Source organism: Pseudalkalibacillus sp. JSM 102089 (assembly GCF_041366475.1).
Taxonomy (GTDB): domain Bacteria; phylum Bacillota; class Bacilli; order Bacillales; family Guptibacillaceae; genus Guptibacillus; species Guptibacillus hwajinpoensis_B.
The window spans coordinates 20,705-44,570 of sequence record NZ_JBEWYW010000003.1; the positions used below are offsets into that span (position 1 = coordinate 20,705).

At 42.9% G+C, this 23,866-nt stretch carries 26 protein-coding genes and 1 pseudogene; 11 read left to right on the forward strand and 16 right to left on the reverse strand.

The annotated features are described in order from the left end of the window. Positions 1-38 precede the first annotated feature (38 nt). The 7 genes and pseudogenes from ABVF21_RS08330 to ABVF21_RS08360 form a co-directional block, all read right to left on the reverse strand. A complete protein-coding gene (locus ABVF21_RS08330; protein ID WP_371017980.1) occupies positions 39-815 on the reverse strand; it encodes an ABC transporter permease in 777 nt (258 codons plus the stop codon). Next, positions 812-1,705, reverse strand: a complete 894-nt coding sequence (locus ABVF21_RS08335) for an ABC transporter ATP-binding protein (protein ID WP_371017981.1) — start codon at positions 1,703-1,705, stop codon at positions 812-814. The genes ABVF21_RS08330 and ABVF21_RS08335 overlap by 4 nt, the downstream gene beginning before the upstream one ends. Before the next feature lie 12 nt (positions 1,706-1,717). Continuing rightward, positions 1,718-1,918 carry a PLD nuclease N-terminal domain-containing protein gene (locus tag ABVF21_RS08340; RefSeq protein ID WP_194220751.1) on the reverse strand — a complete coding sequence of 67 codons (201 nt, stop codon included), beginning with the start codon at positions 1,916-1,918 and terminating at the stop codon, positions 1,718-1,720. 4 nt (positions 1,919-1,922) lie between these two features. After that, on the reverse strand, positions 1,923-2,132 hold the full coding sequence (locus ABVF21_RS08345; protein ID WP_371017982.1) for a transcriptional regulator: 210 nt from the start codon (positions 2,130-2,132) through the stop codon (positions 1,923-1,925). Next, entirely contained in the window at positions 2,119-2,451 is a 333-nt protein-coding gene (locus tag ABVF21_RS08350; RefSeq protein WP_371017983.1) for a YxlC family protein, read from the reverse strand. The genes ABVF21_RS08345 and ABVF21_RS08350 overlap by 14 nt, the downstream gene beginning before the upstream one ends. Next, on the reverse strand, positions 2,448-2,984 hold the full coding sequence (sigY, locus tag ABVF21_RS08355) for an RNA polymerase sigma factor SigY (protein ID WP_371017984.1): 537 nt from the start codon (positions 2,982-2,984) through the stop codon (positions 2,448-2,450). Before sigY ends, ABVF21_RS08350 begins: the two co-directional genes overlap by 4 nt. A gap of 158 nt (positions 2,985-3,142) precedes the next feature. After that, positions 3,143-3,664: pseudogene (locus ABVF21_RS08360) on the reverse strand (DinB family protein). Between the two features lie 201 nt (positions 3,665-3,865). Here ABVF21_RS08360 and ABVF21_RS08365 point away from each other — a divergent pair. The 8 genes from ABVF21_RS08365 (at position 3,866) to ABVF21_RS08400 (ending at position 6,917) form a co-directional block, all read left to right on the forward strand. Next, a complete protein-coding gene (locus ABVF21_RS08365; RefSeq protein ID WP_371017985.1) occupies positions 3,866-4,210 on the forward strand; it encodes a DUF1433 domain-containing protein in 345 nt (114 codons plus the stop codon). Positions 4,211-4,252: 42 nt separating this feature from the next. Further along, positions 4,253-4,576, forward strand: coding sequence for a DUF1433 domain-containing protein (locus ABVF21_RS08370; protein WP_371017986.1), 324 nt, complete (start codon positions 4,253-4,255; stop codon positions 4,574-4,576). A gap of 150 nt (positions 4,577-4,726) precedes the next feature. Continuing rightward, positions 4,727-5,065, forward strand: coding sequence for a hypothetical protein (locus ABVF21_RS08375; protein ID WP_371017987.1), 339 nt, complete (start codon positions 4,727-4,729; stop codon positions 5,063-5,065). 35 nt (positions 5,066-5,100) lie between these two features. Continuing rightward, the gene (locus ABVF21_RS08380) at positions 5,101-5,433 is read left to right on the forward strand and encodes a hypothetical protein (RefSeq protein ID WP_371017988.1); all 333 of its coding nucleotides are present in this window, start codon (positions 5,101-5,103) and stop codon (positions 5,431-5,433) included. 35 nt (positions 5,434-5,468) lie between these two features. Further along, positions 5,469-5,798, forward strand: a complete 330-nt coding sequence (locus tag ABVF21_RS08385; RefSeq protein WP_371017989.1) for a DUF1433 domain-containing protein — start codon at positions 5,469-5,471, stop codon at positions 5,796-5,798. Between the two features lie 111 nt (positions 5,799-5,909). Continuing rightward, complete coding sequence (locus ABVF21_RS08390; RefSeq protein WP_371017990.1) at positions 5,910-6,185, forward strand: hypothetical protein; 276 nt, start codon at positions 5,910-5,912, stop codon at positions 6,183-6,185. Positions 6,186-6,233: 48 nt separating this feature from the next. Continuing rightward, complete coding sequence (locus tag ABVF21_RS08395; RefSeq protein ID WP_303529742.1) at positions 6,234-6,572, forward strand: hypothetical protein; 339 nt, start codon at positions 6,234-6,236, stop codon at positions 6,570-6,572. Between the two features lie 21 nt (positions 6,573-6,593). After that, positions 6,594-6,917 carry a DUF1433 domain-containing protein gene (locus tag ABVF21_RS08400; protein ID WP_194220733.1) on the forward strand — a complete coding sequence of 108 codons (324 nt, stop codon included), beginning with the start codon at positions 6,594-6,596 and terminating at the stop codon, positions 6,915-6,917. A gap of 155 nt (positions 6,918-7,072) precedes the next feature. Here the strand turns inward: ABVF21_RS08400 and ABVF21_RS08405 are convergent, their stop codons facing one another. The 4 genes from ABVF21_RS08405 to ABVF21_RS08420 form a co-directional block, all read right to left on the reverse strand. Beyond that, positions 7,073-8,224 carry a glycerate kinase gene (locus tag ABVF21_RS08405; RefSeq protein WP_194220732.1) on the reverse strand — a complete coding sequence of 384 codons (1,152 nt, stop codon included), beginning with the start codon at positions 8,222-8,224 and terminating at the stop codon, positions 7,073-7,075. A 9-nt stretch (positions 8,225-8,233) separates the two neighbouring features. Beyond that, the gene (locus ABVF21_RS08410; protein WP_194220731.1) at positions 8,234-9,910 is read right to left on the reverse strand and encodes an alpha-amylase family glycosyl hydrolase; all 1,677 of its coding nucleotides are present in this window, start codon (positions 9,908-9,910) and stop codon (positions 8,234-8,236) included. Continuing rightward, on the reverse strand, positions 9,907-12,573 hold the full coding sequence (locus ABVF21_RS08415) for a glycoside hydrolase family 38 C-terminal domain-containing protein (protein ID WP_194220730.1): 2,667 nt from the start codon (positions 12,571-12,573) through the stop codon (positions 9,907-9,909). The genes ABVF21_RS08410 and ABVF21_RS08415 overlap by 4 nt, the downstream gene beginning before the upstream one ends. 75 nt (positions 12,574-12,648) lie before the next feature. Next, positions 12,649-14,613: a fructose-specific PTS transporter subunit EIIC gene (locus ABVF21_RS08420; RefSeq protein ID WP_371017991.1), complete on the reverse strand. Its 1,965-nt coding sequence runs from the start codon at positions 14,611-14,613 to the stop codon at positions 12,649-12,651. Positions 14,614-14,781: 168 nt separating this feature from the next. On the opposite strand from ABVF21_RS08420, the gene ABVF21_RS08425 reads away from it, so the two are divergent. Continuing rightward, the gene (locus ABVF21_RS08425) at positions 14,782-15,531 is read left to right on the forward strand and encodes a MurR/RpiR family transcriptional regulator (RefSeq protein ID WP_194220728.1); all 750 of its coding nucleotides are present in this window, start codon (positions 14,782-14,784) and stop codon (positions 15,529-15,531) included. Between the two features lie 192 nt (positions 15,532-15,723). On the opposite strand, the gene aspA is transcribed toward ABVF21_RS08425, so the two are convergent. Together aspA and ABVF21_RS08435 are read right to left on the reverse strand one after the other, a co-directional pair. Next, positions 15,724-17,154: an aspartate ammonia-lyase gene (gene aspA, locus ABVF21_RS08430; protein WP_371017992.1), complete on the reverse strand. Its 1,431-nt coding sequence runs from the start codon at positions 17,152-17,154 to the stop codon at positions 15,724-15,726. A gap of 592 nt (positions 17,155-17,746) precedes the next feature. Beyond that, positions 17,747-18,202, reverse strand: coding sequence for a GNAT family N-acetyltransferase (locus ABVF21_RS08435; protein WP_371017993.1), 456 nt, complete (start codon positions 18,200-18,202; stop codon positions 17,747-17,749). Positions 18,203-18,545: 343 nt separating this feature from the next. Between ABVF21_RS08435 and ABVF21_RS08440 the strand changes: the two genes are divergently transcribed. Continuing rightward, positions 18,546-18,788: a hypothetical protein gene (locus ABVF21_RS08440; RefSeq protein ID WP_194220725.1), complete on the forward strand. Its 243-nt coding sequence runs from the start codon at positions 18,546-18,548 to the stop codon at positions 18,786-18,788. A 186-nt stretch (positions 18,789-18,974) separates the two neighbouring features. On the opposite strand, the gene ABVF21_RS08445 is transcribed toward ABVF21_RS08440, so the two are convergent. Continuing rightward, positions 18,975-20,312, reverse strand: a complete 1,338-nt coding sequence (locus tag ABVF21_RS08445; RefSeq protein WP_371017994.1) for a YheC/YheD family protein — start codon at positions 20,310-20,312, stop codon at positions 18,975-18,977. A 192-nt stretch (positions 20,313-20,504) separates the two neighbouring features. Between ABVF21_RS08445 and ABVF21_RS08450 the strand changes: the two genes are divergently transcribed. Next, positions 20,505-21,899, forward strand: a complete 1,395-nt coding sequence (locus tag ABVF21_RS08450; RefSeq protein ID WP_371017995.1) for a UDP-N-acetylmuramoyl-tripeptide--D-alanyl-D-alanine ligase — start codon at positions 20,505-20,507, stop codon at positions 21,897-21,899. A 68-nt stretch (positions 21,900-21,967) separates the two neighbouring features. Here ABVF21_RS08450 and ABVF21_RS08455 read toward each other — a convergent pair whose 3' ends face one another. Then, a complete protein-coding gene (locus ABVF21_RS08455) occupies positions 21,968-22,840 on the reverse strand; it encodes an HAD family hydrolase (protein ID WP_371017996.1) in 873 nt (290 codons plus the stop codon). 366 nt (positions 22,841-23,206) lie between these two features. Further along, the gene (locus ABVF21_RS08460; protein ID WP_371017997.1) at positions 23,207-23,605 is read right to left on the reverse strand and encodes a hypothetical protein; all 399 of its coding nucleotides are present in this window, start codon (positions 23,603-23,605) and stop codon (positions 23,207-23,209) included. Positions 23,606-23,866: the final 261 nt, after the last annotated feature.

Consider the following 23,866-nt stretch of genomic DNA (forward strand, 5'->3'; position numbering starts at 1 on the left):
TTAGTCGTCGCAAGTTCGCGGGTGCCTGTCACCCGCTATTAATAATGCCTATACCTCTTCAGCACCGTAACACCTGCAATAAACAATAAGAGCGATAAGGTCGTCGTGCTACCGATGACAGTCCAGGCTGACTCGGTCCACTGCTGTTCGACTAAAAGCTTCGTCGCTTCTCCCCGTATGTTTCCTGGGCTCCATTCCATGAATTTCGAAAGGAGTGACGTTAGCAGACTGATCAGCGAAAGGAAGAGAATACTAACGCCCGCTATTCCACCATTATGCTGGAGAATTGTTCCGACAAAAATCGTAACGGAGACGACGAAGAGAACCCAAAAGCAGTAAATGACGAGGCTGCTCACCATAAGCTTCCAGTCTACTGAAGTAAATAATAAATTTGTATAATACCAAGTGAGGCAGTAGCTTAATAGGAGTGATAAGAGCAAGAGAGCAAGCTGGGCCACAGTCTTACTGCCTAAGTATTGCCACTCGTTAACGGGACGGACCATAACAAGCGTAATGGAACCGTTTTGTCGTTCCTGAGCGATCACATTCATGGTTGCAAGAACGAACAGTAGGGTACCGATCGTGCCATATTGAGAGAGGGCGCCGCTCAATACTTCTTCACCCGTAGGTGTCGGAATCGTGATACTAGCTCCTTCTGGAAGGTTACCGGCCATATCAAGAATTTGTGGCATATAGTAACTAGTTAGAGGTTGCGAGATGCCGATAATCATTAGTACGACAGGAAGCCAGATCCATTTGCCATTCCGCATTAGCTCGAGAATTTCTTTGTGTAATAGCGTTAGAAATCGATTCATTGTCTCACAACCTTCATATAAGCATCTTCTAATGAATCATGCATCATTTCAAAGTGAGTCACTGCTTTATTCCGGTTAATGAGCTCCTGTAACAGCTCATTTGGGTGAACATGCGCAGGAAGTCTTACTTTCACAGTTTTAGGATCAATGTATTCATAAGCTTCGATGATCTCAAGCTGTTTGATGATCCCGTTCATCGGTTCTTCGGTTTGTAATTTGATTGGCAACAAATCAAATTCTTTACGCAAAGAAGGTAATGACCCTTTCCATTTTAAGCAGCCATCTTGCAGAATAAGAACTTCATCGCAAATTTGCTGGGCATCGTGCAAGATATGGGTCGAAAATAGAATCGTCATGTTCTGTTTCAGTACTTCAATCAGTTGTAAAAAGTCTCGTCTCCCTTTCGGATCGAGTGCTGATACCGGTTCGTCTAGAATGAGAAGCTTCGGTTTGTGAAGCAAGGCCTGCGCTAATCCGAGGCGCTGTTTCATCCCACCTGAGAAGCCACCGATTTTTGTAGTCATCGCCTCTTCTAAGCTGACGAACGCTAGCACCTCCACTACGCGATCATGAAGCTCTGCCTTTGGTATCGACGATAGCTTACCGGCGAAAGTAAGAAATTCTTTGGCTGTCATCCAATTAAAAAAGGATGGATGCTGAGGTAAGAAGCCAATCAATGGCCGATAGTCTTTGTTCGGATATCCCTTAAATTGAATGGATCCTGAGTCAGGTGTAAGCATTCGGGCTAACATTTGCAGCGTCGTTGTTTTACCCGCTCCATTAGGACCTAATAGGGCCATGCAGCTTCCCTCCTGAATGGTGAAAGAGAGATTCGAGACAGCTTTTTTTCCTTTAAACTGTTTCGATAGATTGTCGATTTTAACAAGCATGATTTTCACCACCTAACTGTTTTTACGTCCGATCACAAAGTAAAGGATTGCCCCAAAGAGATTCACAAAGAGAATAAGAAGGATCCACATCCATTTCGGTCCGTTTGTTTCTTTCTGTTTGATACAACTAACAAGCGCTGAAATGGTTAAGATCGCCTGCAAGATCAGCAATGGCGCCACTAACGCCCAGTTTATGTCGTTCAAGATGTCCATTTTTTCACCTCTTCCCCTTTAACCTTCGTTTATGTGGCCATACGACGAACAGCAAGTAAATTAACGTCGGCATCGGTAATTGAATCAATCCCCAGATCCCCCATAGCCACGGGTAACTTCCTTTTTTCTTTGCATCTACAAAGAGCAGCATGCTTTGCGTGAGTAATAAGAGAATAAGAATGGGAATAAAGACGTAGAGCTCAAGATTTGTCATAATCAAACATTCCTTTCTTATTCACTTTCTTATAAGTGAAATAGACAGCAAAAGGAGCAATCAGAGTTGCAGCGATCTGGAAGTATAGAAAGAAAAGTGGAGCTTCAAAAAGACTTACGATAACCACGGTTAAAATCACGACCGCTGTAAACATGAAGAGCGTACTTTCGATGTAAAACGCTTTTTTCTTTTTTTGTTGAAACAGGACTAGTTGTTTCTCCATATCAAGCTGAGAAAGTGATTCTTTTCCAAGATCATCGATATGCTGCCAATCCTGCTTGAGGTGTTGCACAACCTTTTCTTCTTCCTTGTCATTCACGGCGTATCCAACTCCTTTCGTAACTTCCGTAAACCAGTATGCACCCTGGATTTCACTGTTCCTGAGCGTATCCCGAGCATTTTCCCAATTTCATCATACGAGTATCCATAATAATGCCGTAACAAGATCGGAACTCTGAGCGTGGAGTCTAACGTATTAAAATCTGTGAAAAGATCGCTCCAATTCATCCCTTTTGTACTCGAGTCCCAGGCTAGCTTTCGCGATAAGGTACGCTTTTCTTCATCCACCCATTTCTTTTCTCGTTTTTCTTTCCGAAGCATGTCAATGTACAGCCTAGAAGCGATCGAAATCATCCACGTCGAGAACTTCCCTTCTCCTTTATACGAAGTAAGTTTGACATAACACTTCATCATCGTCTCCTGAGCAAGATCCACGCTGATTTCTTCATTTAAGGTTAGCTTTAAAAGATATTTGTAGAGGAAAGCATAATAGCACTGAAAAAGCTGAGTGAACGCATCATCGTTTCCAGCTTGTGCCTGCTGAATTAATTGAATCTCCTCCTCGCGTTCCATACAACCCTCTCCTTTACCTGCACCTATATGACGCTGACCTCTTAGAAATCGTTCATTTGAAATAAATTTATTCACGGTTATGTATATCTTTCCCACAAACAATACATAAAAAAGCTAACTTCCGTCTCGAAGAAGTTAGCTTCTCCCTCTTTCCTTCTTCAACGCTTCAAAACCCCTAAATACTCTTCCCATGGTCCAACATCTTTTCTATACCTCTCTGACATCACTCTTACGATTTGGGAAACATGAGTGAAATCGTGTACGACCCATGTAGCTAGCAATTCATTTAGCTTTGCTTCACCAAATGCGGGGTGAATGCCCGTTAATTCAAGCTGAGCTTCGGAGTCCACAATCTGCTTTAACCGCGATAAGCTATTGAAGCGAGCTTCTTTAAATTCATCTAGTTTCTATTCGATGGGGGTTTCAGTGGTTTTTGTAAGATGAGCGTACCGGTCAAACGGCGGAAAAGTATTCTGCCCACCGTTTAGTATCGTTTCTACCCTTGGAATCCAGTTCGGTCTCTCACTCTCGATCAAGTGATCGATCACTTCAGAGACAGTCCACGTTCCATCTCCTTCATTCGTCGTTAACCAACTGTTTGATAATCCGGTGAGTAAACCTTCCAGAGATCTAGGCGTTCGTTCTAGTATTTCTATCGCTTCAGCCAGATTAAAATTCATGTGATAATCCCCCTTCTTTTCTTACTTTTTAGTTCGCGAGTGCCTGTCACTAGCCGTTAACTCACAAACGGCTTCTTTCTGTTTCGTTTACTCCCTATTAAGCGTCTCATACGATCTCTTCATTCTCTACCTTTATTTGGTATAATTAGATTCAGCGTTTTTCATCACTACCAATCTATTAACAACGTGAACCAAAATGAGGTGGTTCCCTTTTATAAACGATTATTTTTATTCTTCACCCTCTCCATTCTATTAGGGGCTTGCGTTTTTTTCTCACAGGGAAACGACTATGATAAGGAAACAATCGATAAGGCAAAGAAATCGGTTGAACGTTTTATTGCTCATAACTATGAAGATATCGGATCCGTTGAGATAACCAGTTCCTATGAAAGTGAAATGGGTGGTTTAACGATTGAGGGAACGATTAATGACGGGGAGGCTGAATTTACAGCTGGGGTTCGAAGTGATTTTTCAATTGGGCATTTAGCTCCAGGAGAGGATTTCCCTAATATGAAAGAAGCGTGTAAAGAACAGATTTGTGAGTGACCGAACCTTTTAGCGAATTCAATATGTGAGGATATGATTTCATTGAAAAGCGTCTACATCTGTCTTATCTCATTATTAGTCCTCTTATCAGGCTGTAGTGTAAACTCTACTGATGATGAAATATTAGAAAAGGCAAAAGAGAAAGCGGAAAGTTATTTGAAAAATAATTATCAAAATGTAAGTGAAGTCACGTTTGTTGAGGATCCCAACAATCCAATGGATGGCATAACCGTTGAAGGAACGGTAAATGGAGAAGCGGAATTTACAATTGCGATGGATGAACGGTTTGAAATTACTGGAGTTAGTCGAGGAAAGAATTTTCCGGAGAAGAAAGATGCTTGTAAAAAGCAGATATGTGCATATTAATCTAGGCGTCTCCCCTCTGATACAGAGTGTCATCCTCTTTATTGGCCAAACTCGCGATATATTGGCCAAATCCTCATTTTATTAGCTAACTAGAATGATTCTAACAGTGGTGGGGCAACTTCTAACCGCCGTTCACGAGAGGTGATCATCATGCAATGGAAAGCACCAATTTTTATCATGCTCGCCCTTTTCCTTAGCGGGTGTAGTCTATTCTCTACTGGTAGCAATGAGTACTCGGAAGAATTCATTTTACAAGCAGAGAAAGAAGCGGAACATTTTGTAAGAGCGAATTATGAAAACGTGGATGAGGTCACTTTTAGTGACGATCATAGTAGCCCTATGGGTGGGCTTGTGATTCGAGGAAAAGTAAATGGTGAGGCTGTGTTCTCATTGGATATGGACAACTCGTTAAAGGTGATCGCGATCAGCGAAGGAACGGGTTTCCCTGTAGAGAAACCAGCGTGTAAGGAGAAAGTTTGTGATGACTAAGTTGTCATTATATTCTTTAACAGGGAGGTGTTTTTTTGAAACGTACTATTGGCATCTTCCTTTTAATCTTTTTATTAGGATGTAACGCCATATCTTCATCAGAAACGGTTGATAAACAAACGATTGAAAAAGCAAGAGAGAGCGTAGAAAGCTATTTGCGCCATAATTATGAAGACGTTGAAATAATGACGTTCAGCGATGATACGAGTGATCCGATGGAAGGTTTAATGATAAACGGAACGGTCAATGGCGCTGAATTTTCAGCGAGCCTCGATTCGGAAACGTTCAAGGTGAAAAGCGTTGGTGAGACGGAAGGATTTCCTGACGTAAAAGAAGAATGTCGGGATACCGTTTGTGATTATGAATAAGCGTTTCCTAACATTTCTAGTAAGGAGCATAGTGAATGAAAAGAATTGTCTTATTCCTATCGTTTACGATCCTAATCGGTTGTGGTGTGGAGCAAGATCCAGAACAAATCGACAAAGCGGAAGCGAGCGTGGAGCGCTATCTAAAGGCTAACTTTCAAAACGTTGAAAGCGTAGAATTTAACAACTCCCCTTCTGCCCCAATGGGCGGGCTTGTTCTAGAAGGAACGGTCAATGGGGAGACCACATTTAATATTGGGATAAATGAAGATTACACGGTCGGAGGAATCGGGAAGGGCGAGGGATTTCCCGAGCGGAAAAAAGCGTGCCTGGAGCACTCGTGTGACTATGGACAGCTGGAAAAATAGGTTAATATCTAGTCTCAAAATGATAGTTTAGTACTTTTTAAGGAAGTGATTTTATTGAAATGGCCCCTTTCTCTTTTGGCATTAACACTTCTTTTACATACGGGATGTAGCATGATTCAGAAAGAGGAATATGACGAGGAAACGATCAAAGAAGCGAAAGCGAGCGTGACAAGCTATATAGAAAATAATTATGAGAGCATTGAACAGATCACGCTGAAGGATCCCTATCAGGGAGAGATGGGAAGTTTTGAGCTTGAGGGTAAAGCAAATGGAGAGGCTTTTTCAGTGATGTTAAATAATGATTTGACGATTTCAGTTATGTCGATCCAGAGTGAGAATTTTCCCGAGAAGAAAGAAGCGTGTCTGGAGAACATTTGTGACTATTAACGTGACGAAAAAAGCGCGTCTTCCCTTTCCTGATCGCGAGGTGATTTTTTGTTAAAACGACTTTTTATGGTGCTTCTTATTTTAATTGTTCTCGGTGGGTGTAGTTGGGGATCTTCCCAAGAAACGTATGATGAAGAAACCATCGCTAAAGCGGAGGCTTCCACACAAAATTACATCGAGAGCAACTTTAAAGAGATCCAATCCGTTACAATCACAAACGTCTACCAAAATGAAATGGGCGGCATGGCGATTGATGGTACGGTGAATCAGGGGGAGGATTTCACCATCAACCTCGAAGACGATCTTACAGTCGCCGGGTTAGCCATTCGAAGCGATGATTTTCCCCCTCGGAAAAAGGGTTGTGAAGAAAGAGTTTGTGATTACTAAGAATGGCTATGAGGTGACTCTATGAAAAACCAAATCATTTTGCTTGGCACACTCCTTCTCCTTGTAGCAGGCTGTAGTGACGATTATGATGATGGAACAAAAACAAAAGCTAGAAAATCTGTTGAAAGCTTCCTTATGAACAATTACGAGGATATCAAGTCAGTTGAATTCACTAATGTTTATCAAAGTGAAATGGGTGGATTGAACGTGGATGGTACGATTAATGGTGGAGAAGCTGAATTTTCCGCTGGGATCGAAAACGATTTTTCAGTGGGAAGTATCGGGTTAGGTGAGGGGTTTCCCGAAATTAAGAAGGCGTGCCTGGTTGAAACGTGCGATTACTGAGCAAGAATACCCTCGTGATAGGAGAGAACCGCTCTTTATTGGCTAACTAGAATCATTCTAATTCCACAATTACCACTCCCCCTTCCACAACCTCCTTCAATACAATAAAACCGGCATCTGTCTCCACTTTCGAAGACAAACACCGGCCCTTATTCTTACATCTCTATCATCCGACTAACCTTCACCAAACGCCCGATATTCTCAAGCGTTTTCTCCATATTCACAGCACCATTTTCCAACGCCTCTTCTAACGTCATCACACCATTCATCACGCTGAAGACAGCATCAATGCCATGATCAAAAACAGTTTCATAGCCATCACCCAAACTGCCAGCGATCGCGATGACCGGAAGAGCAGCGTTCAAAGCTTTCCCTCGCTTTGCAACACCGACCGGGGCTTTTCCGTGAACCGTTTGCGAATCGATCCGGCCTTCACCTGTTAGGAGAAGGTCCGCTCCACTGATACAGTCTTCAAACTGAATCACATCGAGAACAAGATTAATCCCGCTCCGGAGCTCTCCTTTTAGAAATGCCACAATCCCCGCGCCGAGACCTCCTGCAGCTCCGGCGCCGCTTATGTGCGTCACTGCTTTTCCAAGGTCCTTTTCGATGACTTTAGCATAATGCGCAAGGCTGCGATCAAGTTCGTCAGCCATTGCTGGGTTTGCGCCTTTTTGCGGACCAAATATGGCTGATGCTCCTGATGATCCTGTTAAAGGATTCGTCACATCGCACGCCGCTTCGATTTGAACGGTCTTTAATCGCGGATCCAAATTAGAGACATCAATCGATGCGAGCTCACTGAGCGCTTGTCCGCCTGGAGAGAGCTCTTCGTTATTTTGATCAACTAGTTTCGCGCCTAGTGCCTGCACCATCCCTGCTCCCCCGTCGTTTGTTGCCGATCCTCCGAGACCGAGAACGATACGCTCCACACCTTGGTCTAGCGCATTTTTTATGAGCTGACCGGTTCCGTACGTTGAGGTGATCAGTGGGTTACGTTCATCACGTGGCACCAGATGCAGTCCAGAAGCGGCGGCCATTTCGATTATCGCGGTCTTTCCTTCTCCAGTTAAACCGTAGAAAGCATCAACATTAGTGCCAAGCGGACCTTTTACCTTAATGGGAATGATTGAGCCATTTGTCGCATCCACTACTGATTGAACGGTCCCTTCCCCGCCGTCTCCGATTGGAAGGTGTATATAGGTCGCTTGCGGAAATGCTTTCTGTAAACCCGCTTCCACCGCCTGACAAACGTCTAGTGCTGATAAACTTTCTTTAAATGAATCGGGTGCGATGACGATTTTCAAAGACTTCACCTACTTTAATTGTTTGATCCACATAAATTGATATGGAGCTAACGTAACATCCCCCTCCACCAATTCTTCACTGATGAGATCGTACCCACCGTATGGAAGGTCGAGGTCGACTTCTTCGTTACATGAATTTACGATAAAAAGAATCGATTCGTTTGTTTCGTTATTTCTACGAATTAACGAAAAGACCTGTTCATTGATTGGCAAGATTTCCTGATCTGCGAAAGGAGAAAAAGCGGACTCCTTCTGACGCGTACGGATTAACTTTTTCAGACCATGAAACACGTTCTTTCGTCTTGGAGAAGATTCTAACTGCTGAACGAGCTCATCATACTGGAACTTCTCACGATTAATTCGGCGATTGATGCCTGAAGTTTCTAGACCTTCTTGATCATTCTCTGAACCTAGTAGAGAATGATAATAAATCGCTGGTACGCCCATGAACGAGAACAAAATTGAGTGAGCGGCAAGCATTTTTTGAACCTTTGTATCTTCCTCAGTTTCTTCAGGATTGACGAGTGCGTCCATGTAGTTGATGTTGAGTTCATATGGCGATTGGGTGCCATCCGGGTTGCTTTTGTACGAAACCCGTCCACCATTCTCTATCACCTTATCAGCAAGGACATTTCGTTCTGCTTCCGTTAAAATACCCTCGGTTGGGCGCATGCCGATCCCATCGTGACTGGCAAGGAAGTTGAAATAAGTCGCTTTGTCTGAGACTTTATCGATTGTTTTTGCCCAATCCGTCAGCGTCTTTGTGTTATAGGTCGATAACGTATGCAAGACGAGCGGAGGTAAGGAAAATTGATACACCATATGTGCCTCGTTCTCTCCATCACCAAAATAGCTAATGTTCTCCTGGTGAGGCACATTTGTTTCTGTAATCAGCAGCGTATTTAACTTCAGCTCTTCTAAAATTGCTCGCCATAGTTGAATGATTGCGTGCGTTTGTGGCAAGTGGATACACGTTGTGCCAGATTCCTTCCACATAAAGCCGATCGCATCAAGCCTAATGCTTGTGCCGCCACGGTAGGCGTATTCTAAGAGAATATTCGACATCTCAAGTAAAGCCGGGAAATGCTTGAAGTTTACATCGACCTGATCTTCACTGAACGTTGTCCAGGCCGTTTTTCCTCCTTCGTATTCATGAAAAAGGGGCAAAGTTCGCGGACGAACAACTTGAGACGTATCGAACGTATCGTCCTTCGGAATGAAATAATGCTTATACTCCGGATCTTCTTTTAAATACTTCTGGAACCATTCACTCGACTTCGACATATGATTTGTCACAAAATCAAACATGAGGCGGTAATTGTGCGAAAGTCTTTCGACATCCGACCAGTCCCCAAGCTCTGGATGAATTTCACGGTAATCGACAACAGAAAACCCGTCATCAGACGTGTAAGGAAACATCGGGAGGAGATGCACGTCTGTGATTTCTTCTTTTGCATTTTCCTGAATAAACTTGTTTAACGTTTTTAAAGTAGGCTGCCCTTCCTCTCGAATCGCATCGCCATACATGATGAGGTAGACGTTTTTCTCGGAAAGTGGGGCCGACTCTTTCCAAGCTTTTTGTTTCCATGCTTGGACAATTTTCATTAGCTCTTCTTTGTATGATGGTGTGTAGTCTTCACCGTAAATCGTCGTTAACAGATTCTCGACCTTGTTTAAAAAGCTCATTGAACATCCACCTTTGTCGTCAGTTTCAAGGTCACGTATCCTTTTGATGGGACTGTGACATCTTCGTTCATTTCGATGCCATTTTTCTCATCCAATGTCGTTTGTGTTATCGATTGAACGTGCTCACCAAGTAATTGGACCTTCTGTTCTTGAGTTCTTGGATTAAAGAGCCTGATTATGATTGTCCGATCATCATGTGCTTGTTTCATGGAACTGAAGAAAACATTCTCGTTCGATGATTGCATCAAACTGAACGATGTTGGTAGTGACATAACAGGGTATGGAATTTCGAAACGATCCAATCTTTCTTCAAACGTGTTTAGCGTTTGTTTTTGATAGCTTACCGCATGATCATTGTAGCGATCGATTGTTTTAAATAGTGCGCGCTCATCATAACTTTCCGAAAAGTGAACCGCGTAATCAAACGTCATCTCACCCTGCATCTGCGCGTCAGGTGTGTAGACGACTTTGTTGTTAATCCCTGATGCTCTCCCCGGGCGCCATTCTAGGTCATCTCGACCAAGTAGCCCGACACTTCTAAATAATGTTAACGCAAGTTCGCCTGTCTCTTTAATTAGCTGATATTCTTTGATTCCCTTCGTTACAACCGCAGCGGTTAGCTTGCTATCTGTTGCGCCCGCGATATTTTCAAGCGGATAAATCGGCACTGGTGCTTCCGCGAACTTTTGCTCTTTCCAGCTCGCCATGTAAGGATTAACAGTCGGGCGCTGGATGAAGCTAAAGCCCTGATCACCGAATGAATGCTCTGGTTGATCTAGCGACGTTTGGAGCAATACTCTAACACGATGATCTTTTACGTCATTGTTTACATTGTGTGTCACCCGAAGGAAATTTTCTCCCGTACGCAACTCGAACGTGGAAAGAATGACGAGCTCTTTCGTCCGCATGCCGGATTCGCGCTCTTTCAGGTTTGCAGGTACATGAAGCTCGTGCTCGACGTTCATCATTTGCACACCCTTTTTAGCACTCACATTGACGGATTGAACACGACTGTAGATCGGCTCGTCCCCTTTTAATGGAGAGAAATCGTACGAGTCCCCTGCATCCGCTACGTTCTCGAACGTCAAGAAGTCAGGAATGATTTGTCCGCTTGATTTCATTGCGAGCTTCAAGGACTCATCCTCTACGAAAATAGCCAGATGATCATTTTCGATCTTCGTTTTGTCCACCTGACCTGGCTTTTCACTACTCGCTTCAACGTCTTCAACAACTTCATACGTTTGATACCCCATTGCAGGCAACTCAAGGTTCTGTAGCAGTACTTCATTTCGGTAATACCCCGGCGCTTCTACTTGCTTTTCGCCTTCAGCTGTTACGACGATCGTCTTTCCACCGCTCATATAGTCCTGATTCAGGTTGTCCATCTCAACGGTATTCCCTTCCAAATCTTTGACGGAAAACGCCTTTTCTCTTGTAAACAAGATCGCCGTTTGTGACCCTTCGAATGGAGTAGGAAGTAGCTGGAACAGAACCAAAATGCTATCGTTATTCAGGTTACCGCTAATCGCTTCCGTGATTTGCTTTTTCAATAAATTCAAGCACCCATTCGCCATGCGAATCACTTTCGTCAATCGATTGACGATTTCCTGATTCGTATCATCCGAATTACAGCCGCCGATGCTATCGTGGGCATGCACATCGAAGAGCATCTTCCACATTTCATCAAGCCACACGTTTGGATAACGTAATCCGAGTGTGCTGGCAATACTTCCAAGCGGCTCTAGCTCATGAATCAACTTCTTTTCTGCGATATCATTTAGCTTCTTAATGTCATACCGCTGTGAACGGATCGTGTTGTGAATACGTGATTTTTGCGTTGCGATGAGCTCGCCTTCAATCTCATTCGTGAAGCGATCCGCTTCATGGAACGTTTCGTTCATGAACGTTTCATAATCTGAAAGGATGTACTCATGTTTCTCATCCTTTTCGTTCAACGCCTTTACGGTTTCAGGGAATTGTTCCCGAATAAGAACCTGATCGCCTCCCGCTGGGAGTAACAAGTTATCCGTGCTTTTGTTCATAGCAGAAATTTTATCTAAAATGGGAAGCAGTCGTTCTTCCATATAATCCTGTTCATCTGACAAGAATTTTCCTGGTCCATACCCAAAGTAAGTGTTATTGGCTTTCACACTTTTTCCATCAGGAGATTTCCATGTGAAATTCAGATCACCTTTTAGCTGATCGGTATAAATACCGCGCTGCAGAATGCTGTAATCGATGCCGAACTCGTTAAAAATTGATGGTAAGTACGTGTTTTGCCCGAAGATATCTGGGAGATAACCAATGTTCATGCTGTGCCCCATCTTTTCGGCAATGCGCGTACCATATAGTAAGTTCCGGATGAGCGACTCTTTATTAACTAAAAGCGAATCTGCCTGAGTATACCAGGGACCAACAAATATCCGCTTGTTCTGGATTAAGCTCGCAAGACGCTCTTTCTCTTCAGGACGGATTTTTAAATATTCATCAAGAATAGACGATTGCGCATCGAACACATAGCCTGTATAGTTGGGATCCTTTTCCATGACGTCCATGAGACGGTCCATATTTTCAACTAGCAACAAGTTCGAATCTTCTATTGTGAAATACCATTCACGGTCCCAATGTGAGTGTGGGACGACGTATACTTTTTTCTGCTTCATTCGGTTTCCCTCCAAGGATGCCTCGTTAATAGAAAGAGGGGTCACCCCTTTGCAAGATGTGCCCCTGTATTTATTTTAAGCGTGACTTTCTTTTTTCTTCAAAATCGTAAAGCGAACAAATATGTTCACGAATGCGATAAAGGCTGCACCAACGATAAGTCCTAGCAAGTAAGCCCACAGATTTTCAACGAGCGGCCATCCCCAGAAAGCGGGTAGCGGCAGCCATTGCACTGCGCCTAATAAAACGGCTGTACTAGCGCCAAGAATCGCGCCGATAATGTTGATCGGTATCGTGATAAGCGGATTCCGAAGCATAAATGGAATTGCCCCTTCACTAATGGCAATAAAACCTAGTAATAAAGCGGTGTTCCCAGCGACACGAAGATCTGCTTCAAAAACGCGACGTCCCACAACATATTTATCAATAACCGTTGCTAAACCAAGTCCGATTGGTGGGATAACAATCGCTAGTACACGTGCCGTTAATGGATAAACTTCATCCGCTGCGAGACCAATCGCGATCGCACCGGCTGCTTTATTAATTGGGCCACCAAGGTCAAACGCTGTCGCTGCAGCAATAATCGATGCCAGAACAACATCGCCCGTGCCTTGAGCTGATTCGATCCAAGTACGCAAGACGACGTTCAACCCACCAAACACAGGGTCAACAATGTAGAAGTTTAAAAAGAAGATGGATAATACACTGATTGCAGGGATCAGAAACATCGGTTTCATCGCCTGGAAGTTTTTACTAAGTTGAATCTTCTGATTTAAGAATCGTGAAATATACCCTGCAGCTAGACCGAGAATTAATGCACCTAAGAAGCCAGAAGGTATGCCGTCTGCAATACCCCAAAAAGGGTAATGAAGTCCACCAGCAAAGGCTCCTCCAATAAACCCGGATACTAATCCAACACGGTCAGCTAATGAATACGCAACAAAAGCAGCAAAGATCGGATACATGAATTTAAAGATTAATCCGCCAAATAGATCGAGATGGTGCAGGATGACGAAGAGTTCATTTGAATGAGTCGCGTATTTCGGATCGCCTAACTCATTCACAAGACCAAATGGCATGGCTCCAAGCTTCGCAATCCCCATCATTAACCCTGCTGCAACAATGACTGGAATCATGTAAGAGATCCCTGTCATAACCGCTTGAACAGTGTCTTTTAGAAATCCACCGCCACTCTGAGAAGAAGGGACTGCTGCGTCGTCTGATTCGTTTTTCTCAACAACGCCGTCTGGATTCGTTAACGCTTTTTGAATCATTTCTTTTCCGCGTCTAAGCGGTTCAGCTACACGTGTTTGCACATACGGTTTCCCAGCAAATCGTTCTTTTTGTTTAGGAGCTATATCCGTTGCTAAAATCACGGCGTCTGCTTTTTCAATAACAGACGCTGTTAGGGCATCCTCGATCCCGTTTGCGCCTTGCTTTTCAACTAGGACGTTCACACCAAGTTCACGCCCGGCCTTTTCAAGTGCTTCTGCTGCCATGTACGTATGAGCAATTCCTGTGGCACAAGCAGTGACCGCCACAACGGTTTTTGTATATGCCTGATCACCTTTTGTTTCTTCCTTTTCTTCCAGATCGAGACCGTCTAGAAATTCCTTCTTTGATTCCGAAGCCATCAGACGTTCAAGGTATCCCTCACGCATTAAATTCGTACTTAGCGTAGACAATACTTTTAGATGCGTGGTTCCCGCTTCGCTCTCTGGAATCGCAATCAAGAAGATCAGTTGCACTTTGTTCGTAGGATCAATGCTTGCCCAATCGTCGAGAGGGGTTGTTAACCTCGCCACGGCAAAGACGGCTTTTTTAACAACAGTTGATTTGCCGTGTGGAATCGCAAGGCCTCTCTCCATTCCTGTTGGTGATACATCCTCTCTTTGTAAAACCGCTTCCAAAAATGGCTGCTCTGATTCTAAATAGCCTTCTTTAAATAATGTTGATGTGAGTTGTTTAATGACTTGCTCTTTGTGATCTGCTTCCACATCGAACATAATTAAATTTGAATCTGTCATATTCTTTAGTTCCATATCCCATTCACTCCTAACTTTCTTGTGTTGAAAACACTTACAAGTTGTTATAGTTATGTTGTACCATAGAATGATTGGTTGTTTATGTACATAGTCTGTACAATTGTACAGACTCATGAAAGCTCATGCTATACTTGACCTAGCATACACGTAAAAGAGGAGTTTATTATGGGACAGATCATTGATCAATTTGGGAATCACCTCGCACAACTAACACCTACTGAGAAGCAGGTACTTTATTACATTGACCAGCATTTAACCGAAGCGAAAAACCTCTCCCTCACTAAAATAGCAAAAGTGAATAATGTGAGTACAACGACGATCGTCCGCATGTCTCACAAGCTAGGGTTAGAGGGATTTTCAGAACTGAAGTACCGTTTGAAGAGTAGTGATGAGAAAGAAAGGATGCTAAACGATCATCCGGTAGAAAACTATAAAGAGAGTTTTATCCAGGCCTTCGAAACCATTCAACTAGATGAACTCGATCGACTAAGCGAGAAAGTTGCAAGAGCTTCCAGGGTTATAGTTGTTGGTGTAGGTTTATCAAAAATGATGGCCGAATACTTCAGTAAATTACTTATGCAAACGAACAAACAAACGCATTATACATATGAATCACATATGATCGACTTGCTACCGAATATGGTCAAACCCGATGACCTTGTCTTTTTTATCTCAACAAGCGGCGAAACAAAAACGCTCATTCACGCTGCTGAAAAGCTTTCCTTTATGGTCGTTGATACAGCAGCGATCACAAATTCATCTGATTCCACGCTCGGGCGAATGGTAATAACTAACCTCAGCATGACGGTTGGAAAAGTGAAGTTCGGAGGTTATGACATCACCGCACGATCGACGTTAATGCTCTTAATTGATTTGCTGTTTGAGAGCTATTTAAAGAAAAATGTTGGTTCATGACTGTGGGCTGGACAGTTTATTGTCCAATACCAGCTATATTGGCCAAAACCCCATTTTATTAGCCAACTAGAATCATTCTAACCACCGCCCCCCAACCTAACTACCCTCCCACCCACAAGTTCTCATCCCCCCGCCCTCCATCACCACTACAAAAAAGCCGCACCTCGCGCGAGCGCTAAGTACGGCTTTTCCCTATTCTCGATCAAACAACGACACACCAGCGATTCCTGGGTGGGTCATCTCGTACGGATCTAAGATTAAGTTTAGTTCTTCTTCTGTGAGCACATCGTACTTCAAGCAAAGCTCTCGGATTGAGGCGCCGCTTAGGATTGCTTCTCTGGCGATTCTTGCGGCTACTTCATAGCCGATGTGCGGGTTTACTGCGGTTAGGACGCCGACGCTTTTTTCGACGTACTCATTTAGTCGGTCTTCGTTTGCTTCGATGCCTTTTAGGCAGTTGTCTGTGAACGTGCGGAACGTGTTCTTCATGATGCTGAGTGATTGAAGCAAATTGAAGACGAGCACGGGTTCCATGACGTTTAATTCGAGCTGACCTGCTTCTGAAGCGAGGCAGATGGTGTTGTCGTTTCCGATTACCTGGAAAGCGACCTGGTTAATAACTTCGGGTAAGACGGGATTCACTTTACCAGGCATAATCGAAGATCCGGGCTGTCTTGCTGGCAAGCTGATTTCGCCTAATCCCGCTCGTGGTCCGGACGCCATTAGCCTTAGGTCATTTGCGATTTTTGACATGTTCATCATACACACTTTTAACACGCCAGAAACTTCGGTGTAGGCGTCGGTATTTTGCCTGGCGTCGACCATATCTTCCGCTCCTACGAGTGGTAGACCGCTAATTTCCGCTAGTTCTTTGACGACGAATTCAATATAGCGCGGATCGGCATTCAGTCCCGTTCCTACTGCCGTTGCGCCCATGTTCAACTCATATAAATGCTGACGAGATTGTTTGATCCTTTTCATATCGCGCGCAATCACGCGACTGTAAGCTTGAAACTCCTGACCAAGTCGAATCGGCACGGCATCCTGAAGATGGGTGCGTCCCATTTTAATAATGTGGTTAAACTCTTCTGCTTTTTGTTCGAAAGCGGCATGCATGTCTTCCATTGTGCTTAGCAACTGCTCCATCATATTTAAGACGGATAGATGGATAGCTGTTGGAAACGAGTCGTTTGTTGACTGTGACATATTCACATGGGTGTTCGGGCTACAAGCAATATAGTTCCCTTTTTCTTCGCCTAACAATTCAATCGCGCGGTTCGCGATGACCTCGTTTACGTTCATGTTGATGGAAGTTCCAGCGCCTCCCTGGATCGGGTCGACGATGATGTGATCATGCATCTTTCCTTCCATCAATTCATCCGCTGCTTCAACGATTGCGTTTCCGATTCCAGCATACAGATGCTTCACTTCCATGTTGGCGAGCGCCGCCGCTTTCTTCACCATGGCGAACCCTTTGATCAATTCTTCGTGGATGCGATAGCCCGTGATCGGAAAGTTCTCCACGGCGCGCAGCGTTTGAATGCCATAATAAGCATCAATCGGAACTTCCTTCTCTCCCAAAAAATCGGATTCGGTTCTTGTGTTGGTCATAGTTGTCGGCATGATGATTCTCCTTCTTCTACTTCGTCTTCTAATCTATCGAACTGTCGTGTTAAAATTCCGGCAAAAGGTGGTTTCACAAACTGCACCAATTTCTCTACAGATAAGCCTGAAATTCACCCTTTCTCTGCTTCTAGCGAGGGGATGGTTCCCCCTAGTATTTATTCATAAATAACATTTCCATCACTTGAAATAGTTCGTGTAACGCGTATCAACATTCCCCATTATAATTACTTCATGAAATAGTTCAAGGCTTTTGTACTTAATAGGCGTACCTTTTTATAGAAGCTTTTATTTGTTTAAGCTAATCTATGTAAAAAGTTTCTATAGCTCGCGTTTTATATGAGGTTAAAACATTTAACGGAACTACGGAATTGGTCCATACAAGCAACGGCCGACCACCTTAGCCTAGCTAACTACGCTAGTTACGAATCGGCATACCGCATCCCCTCCGTTCTATCGCTCAAATCAAGGAGACAATCCCTCTCCCCATTTTCCGAAACACAACGAATCGCCCCATTCGATAATGCTTGAATGGGGCGAAGCAGCGTGAGGCGATTATGTACTTATAGATCGTAGTTTTTTGATACCAGTATTAAAGCTCCCGCTTTACTTCCAGCTTCATTTCAATCTGATCTGCGGACTGGTTTGTCTTCACAAATCCTACCTTCTCATACACGCGCATGGCCGGTTTGTTTGCGGCAGCCACTTCTAACTGGATAAAATCGTTCAAACCTTCATATTGCTTTAAACCGAAAGCAATGCCCTGCTTGACGAAATCGGGACCTAATCCCTTTCCCACTAAATCAGGAGCTAAAGCAAGTCCGATTTCTAATCCTCCATCGACGATCGTAAACTCAAATAAACCTGAAACAGTCCCTTCATGCATCGCGACAAAGCCATCGCAGCCACCAGGGCCTGTGAAAACACCATTTTTCTCACCAGATATGAAGTAAGGGGTCATATAAAGGTCCGCAAACTTCCCCTCATAGTCCCAATCTTCAATTTCCTGTGCAGTTTCGAATGAGATTGGCACAAAATGAAATTTCATCACGTCTCTCCTCCGGTAAACGGCTGTTTTATTGGCCGAAATACCAATATATTGGCTAATTTATCATTTTATTGGCCAAAAACGAAATATATTGGCCAAATTCCATTTTTATTAGCTAACTAGAATCATTCTAACATTCATAAATACCGATCTCGCCAGATGCTCATCCTCCAGGATCAAAGGCCTCATTTCGCCCGATTTCAACCGTGGCTACGCCCCATGTTTTCGGGCTATTCTCACGCATCTAAAACGTTCTCTGATTCTTAAAATAACATAAAAATGGCTTAATCCTCATTTAATCCGGGTAACACTAGGTGTAGTGCTAATTAGAGGAGGTTATATCATGGAAGCTCGTGAGCGAGTACAAGAATGGATTCAATCAACGTTTGATATAGAGGATGTTACACTTCAACATGATGATTCGCTACCTTATGGGCAGCGTGTTTTATCGGAAAGTGATGATGATTATGCGATCGTCTTCTTTGATGAATCATCCGATCAAGTGATGTGTTCGTTTAAAGAGATGAAGCCGCTTTGTTTTCGCGTCGATCCGATTGTTGAATTTGCTGAAAGATACAATCAATGAAGCGTTTTAAGAAAGTCATTAGAGTAATGTAGCTATCCTTTTCGTATCTGCTAATCTACTTTTCAAAGTCTGGTTATGATTGGCTCTTCGTATGAAGATTTAAAAGGATAGCTAGCTTATTTCTACTCATCAACAATTAAAAACCTTCATCAGCTGAAGGTTTCTTTACATAAATAAATCCCCCACCTAAAACCCACCCAAATACCTTGCATATCTCATATTCTGATACCGACTCGTATAGAATGCCAGTCGATCCTTCGCCATCATCGCAATATACGGATCGGGATTTTGATGATTGATTTCAATGATTGAGATCTGACAGTTGTCGTCTAATCCGATATCAACGCCGATATTGGCTAGATGGTAGCCCTGTTCTTCGATTTTCTGAATCGAGTTTAACACGGCGCGTTTCATTTCTTCTTCTACCCTTTGAATTTCTTTGTCCTGTAGCTTCCAAACGGTTTTTAACGTTGCCCTCGCTATTTCGGTATGACCACCGGCTGTGATGTTGCTAACGATTTGCCCTTTTGCGCCATAGCGGGAATAGATCCCGATCGTTTCCCACATTCCTTTATGATTCTTTGAAGTCATCACGCGAAAGTCGATAACCCTTTGTTCATATGTTTTGAGTGGGATCGTTTGCTGCATAAGAAAGCTATTTGTCTCAAGATGCTTCCGGAAAAAGACATCGCTCTCCTCTTTACTCTCGAAACGTTCTTCGCGTCTTCTTCGGTTCTCATCGTATTTCACGATAATGTGATGTTTCTCCTTCTTCACATTCAATATACTTTTCCCTAACCGGCCGTTTAATGGCTTGATATAGACGCTGTCATGTCTACGCAGCATGTCGTGGACGCTCTGCACACCCTCGTACAGCACAGTTTCTGGCAAATATTCACCAAATTCAGGTTGCAGCATTTGATACATCTCCCATTTAGAGAAATGAGGATAGTTAAACACTCTTCCTCCTAAACGAAGTTCAAAATCGGTCATGCACTCGTGAAACTTCTCCCAGGAGGACGTTAAGCTTGGCTCGGCAATAGACATCACGACGGCAGGATAAGGGAGCTTTATAACTTCCCAGGCTTTTTTCACTGGGTGATAAAGGAAGCCGTTGATCATTCGCTTTTCTTTCTGAATCCCTTCGATAGAGAAAACCACCACAGCGCCGCCGATCGCGCGGTAGCCTTTGACAAAGCTTTTGTATGTGGATACTAGTTCGACTAGCTTTCTGTTTGTTAATTCGCAAAGAATCCCAATAAATGGACCGATAATGATCGTGTCTCCTTGCACGATAACATCATAATGACACGATAATGGGAGGTCGAGCTCTTCGATTACGTTCGTTGAGAGATGGAGTTCATCTTCTTTCGCATAATCTGAATGATATACAGTGACGTTCCAGTATTTGATGCCAAATTGAATACGATAAGTCTTTTCCGATTGTACCTCGCGACTAATGTGAGATTTCTTCGATACAATCAACCGATCATTTTTCTGAAGGTACGGTTTGACGCCTAACATCCTACTCCCTCCGCTCCATTGTCTAAAACATATCATTCTCTTCCGACTGACTACGAAGGTAGTATATGCATTTGGAAGTAAATAGGAATGTGCTTCTAAAAGATTGGTAGAATGACAGGAGAGATATGCCCGTACACCTCCCCCTTGTCTGGAATAAGATAGGAGTAAGTCTAAAGCGAAAGTGTGGTTAATATGAAGCATCTTCCACTGCCACGGCTCCTTCCTGTTCTAGAAGGAACGGTTCTATCTGGAAGCACCGCAAAAACAGTGAAAAACGCCGCGAAATATGGAGAGCACCTTATTACAGATCAGTCGTTAGTTTTTATGCTTAAACGAAAGTCGTCCATGCCTTTACCAGATAAAGCGAAAAATATCATGGTTGTCACCTCTAACCCGAAAGCTCTTAAGAATGTGAAAGAAGACGTAACGGTCATTTATGTAGAAGACGTTAGAAAAGCGTATTATCGCTTTATTTCGTTTTACAGAGGCTTATTTCAGCTGCCTGTCATTGGAGTGACAGGCACCTGCGGTAAAACAACGACGAAGGAAATGATCACGTGGATTTTGAAGGAAAGAGATCGCGTTGTTAGTACGAAGTTAAGTCATAATGGACTGGCGAGAAACCTCGATTATTTACTAGAAATTGATGATGCAACAGACAGTGCTGTGTTTGAGATGGGCGTTTCTGGGTCTAATCAGCTTCTTTATTCCGCCCATTATTTCCGGCCACAGATCGGTATTATCACAGCCATTGGTACGGATCACATCGAGGGATTTCTAAGTCAGGATGCGTATATCGCGGAAAAAGCGAAGATGTTAAAAGCCGTTGGAAAGAATGGAACGATTCTATTAAACGGAGACGACGAAACGATCCGAAACCTTGATCTAAGTGAATTTACCGGTAAGGTTCTTTACTATGGAGAGGATTCGTCAGCTCATTTCCGAGCACGCAGCATTCGGTTCAATCTTCAGAAGAACGGCATGGATTTTATCCTTGTTTGTCGTGAAGGTGAATTTTCTTGTTTTGTACCAGGATACGGCACGCATAACGTCTTCAATGCGCTCGCAGCGATCGCCGCTTCTTTCCTCGTTGGGGTGAAGATTCCAGACGCCATTCGTCGCTTGAAGTCCTTTCACCACGTCAAAAGTCACCTGCAATTTCACGAAGGAAGAAAAGGAAGCCTGCTTATTGATGACACGTGGAATACGAATCCCACTTCTATCGAGGCAGCGTTAGAAGTTCTTATTGAAACCGCTCAGGGAAGAAAAACAGTTGCCGTCCTCGGTGAAATGGAAGAGCTCGGTCACTACGCCGAGCAGGAGCATCGCAAAGTCGGTGCGCTTGTCGCGAAGAAAGACGTGGATGTGCTAATCGCCGTCGGGAAAAACGCCTATCCGATTTGTAGCGAAGCCGCTAAGTTAGGCATGAATCCGTCAGCCATTCATAACGTGACAACGCAATCGCAGCTACTCACGCTCTTAGATCAGCTCGCCTCCCCTCAAACGTCGATTCTTTTAAAAACATCGATGCGAAGATCGTTTAGCGATACGCTACAATCACTCGTAGTGAAATCAAAAAGAAACTAACAATTCCTCATAATAATAAGCCACATCTCCATTTTTTTAGATGGAGATGTGGCTTGTTTTACAAATGATCATGTATTTTTAATAGAATCTTGCACGACAATCGACTTCAAATAATGATAAACACCGTCATCATCACACGTAAATTCCGTCACATCGTCGACAATTTCTTTAATTTGGTCGGATGCATTTTTCATAGCTACAGCATAATCGGCAAATTGGAACATCGGTAAGTCGTTGTTACTATCGCCTATGGCAAGCGTCTCTACACCGGACAAGTCAAAATGCTGGAGCATTTCTTTAATGCCAGTCGCTTTGTTTACATTGGCTACCATTACTTCGACGTTATGCGCTGAAGAGATTGACGTTGTAAAATCAATGTCTTGCTTGATATTTTCTAGCTCATCTTTCCATTGATTGATATGTTCTTTCGTTCGAGCGAAGAAATAGAATTTGGAAAACTTATTTCCTTCAATTTGAGGTTTCCAATTGATCGCTTCTTTGATCGCTTCTTGACGCGAAAGCCATTCATTCAGTCCGACACCTTCTGGCTGCGGATCTTTAATTTCTGCTTCCATATAGTGACGATCTTGTTCTAAAGCAATGCGATCTCCTCCGTATGGAAAGAGCTCATAATAAACTTTCTGCTCACGCGCTTTTTCAATAATCTTTTCAACTAAGTCCAGCTGAAGTGAATGTTCAAATATGGCCTTACCTTCAACATACCCTGCCATCCCATTTGAAGAAATGATGCCATCTACTTGAAATCCTTCAGGGACAAGCTCATTAATTTCATCCGCAGCTCTGCCTGTTGCGATAAAAACGTATATGCCATTCTCTCGTAACTCATCAATCACTTGCTTCGTATATTCACTCACCTTGTTATAGTGATTCAAGATCGTACCATCCATATCTAAGAAAATAGCTTTTGGGTTCGTTAGCATTTTGACTCTCCTTCTTTCGTTATAAATCTTCTATTTTTGAATTTAAACGGCGTATTCTTTTACACCTGATCTCTCACTTCACTCTTAACGACAATATTTTCGTCTCTAACGGTTTATAAAGTTTCTGGATCTATGAATCTATTCGTAACTCCTAGTGATTGTACCATTGTATTTCCCATTTAATCATTATCAGCAAATAACATGTTACTCCTCTTTAATTACCTTGTTCAAGTTATTGATACCAATTAGTTTAAATTGGCATCAATAACCTACTTCCTTCTTTCATTATAAAAGGAGCCTATCTTATGACAGATAAGCTCCTCGTCTCTTTCATAAAATGGGGCTGAATCGGCTATGCTTGAAAGGTTAATCTACAGCTTTTTCTTCTTTTTGAAAGATGACATTAAATGAACCTAGCTCACTTGATTTTGAAAGCTTATCAATGATTGCGTTTATTTCTTGTTCCGTCTTTTCCCCTTTATATTCACTATTTGAAATGACAAATATAAGATCTTTTTTCTTTGCGTCGTATATTGAGTAATGTATTTTTCCCTCTGCTTGGTAACCTTGATTCTCTAACTCATTTACAACCTTACTAGTAAAATTAGTTTCCTTTATTTTCTTTGTGACATCCATTAGTTCAAGATCCGTTGATGGAGTGCTCCTGGCACCCACCGGCATATCATTATTATTCTCTATAGCAAAGAAATAGAAAACGGAAAAAACACTCCCTAGTAGAAGCAGAACTATCATTGCTTTTTTCATTTTAAATCCCACCTTCGCAAAGAAGTTGTCTTAGAGATATCGTATGTCCTCTTCATCGAACTATTCATAACGAGCAAACTAGGCATATGATTTCAGTTCTTTTTTTACTTATTACACCGTCTCACTCCTATTAATTTCAACATTCCGTTTTCGTTAAACTCCACTTCTACAAACAAAGAGGGAAGAATCGATGTACAATTCCTCCCTCTGTTCTAGTACATATTCATTATTCGTGATAGATAACAGGACCCGTTATGATTA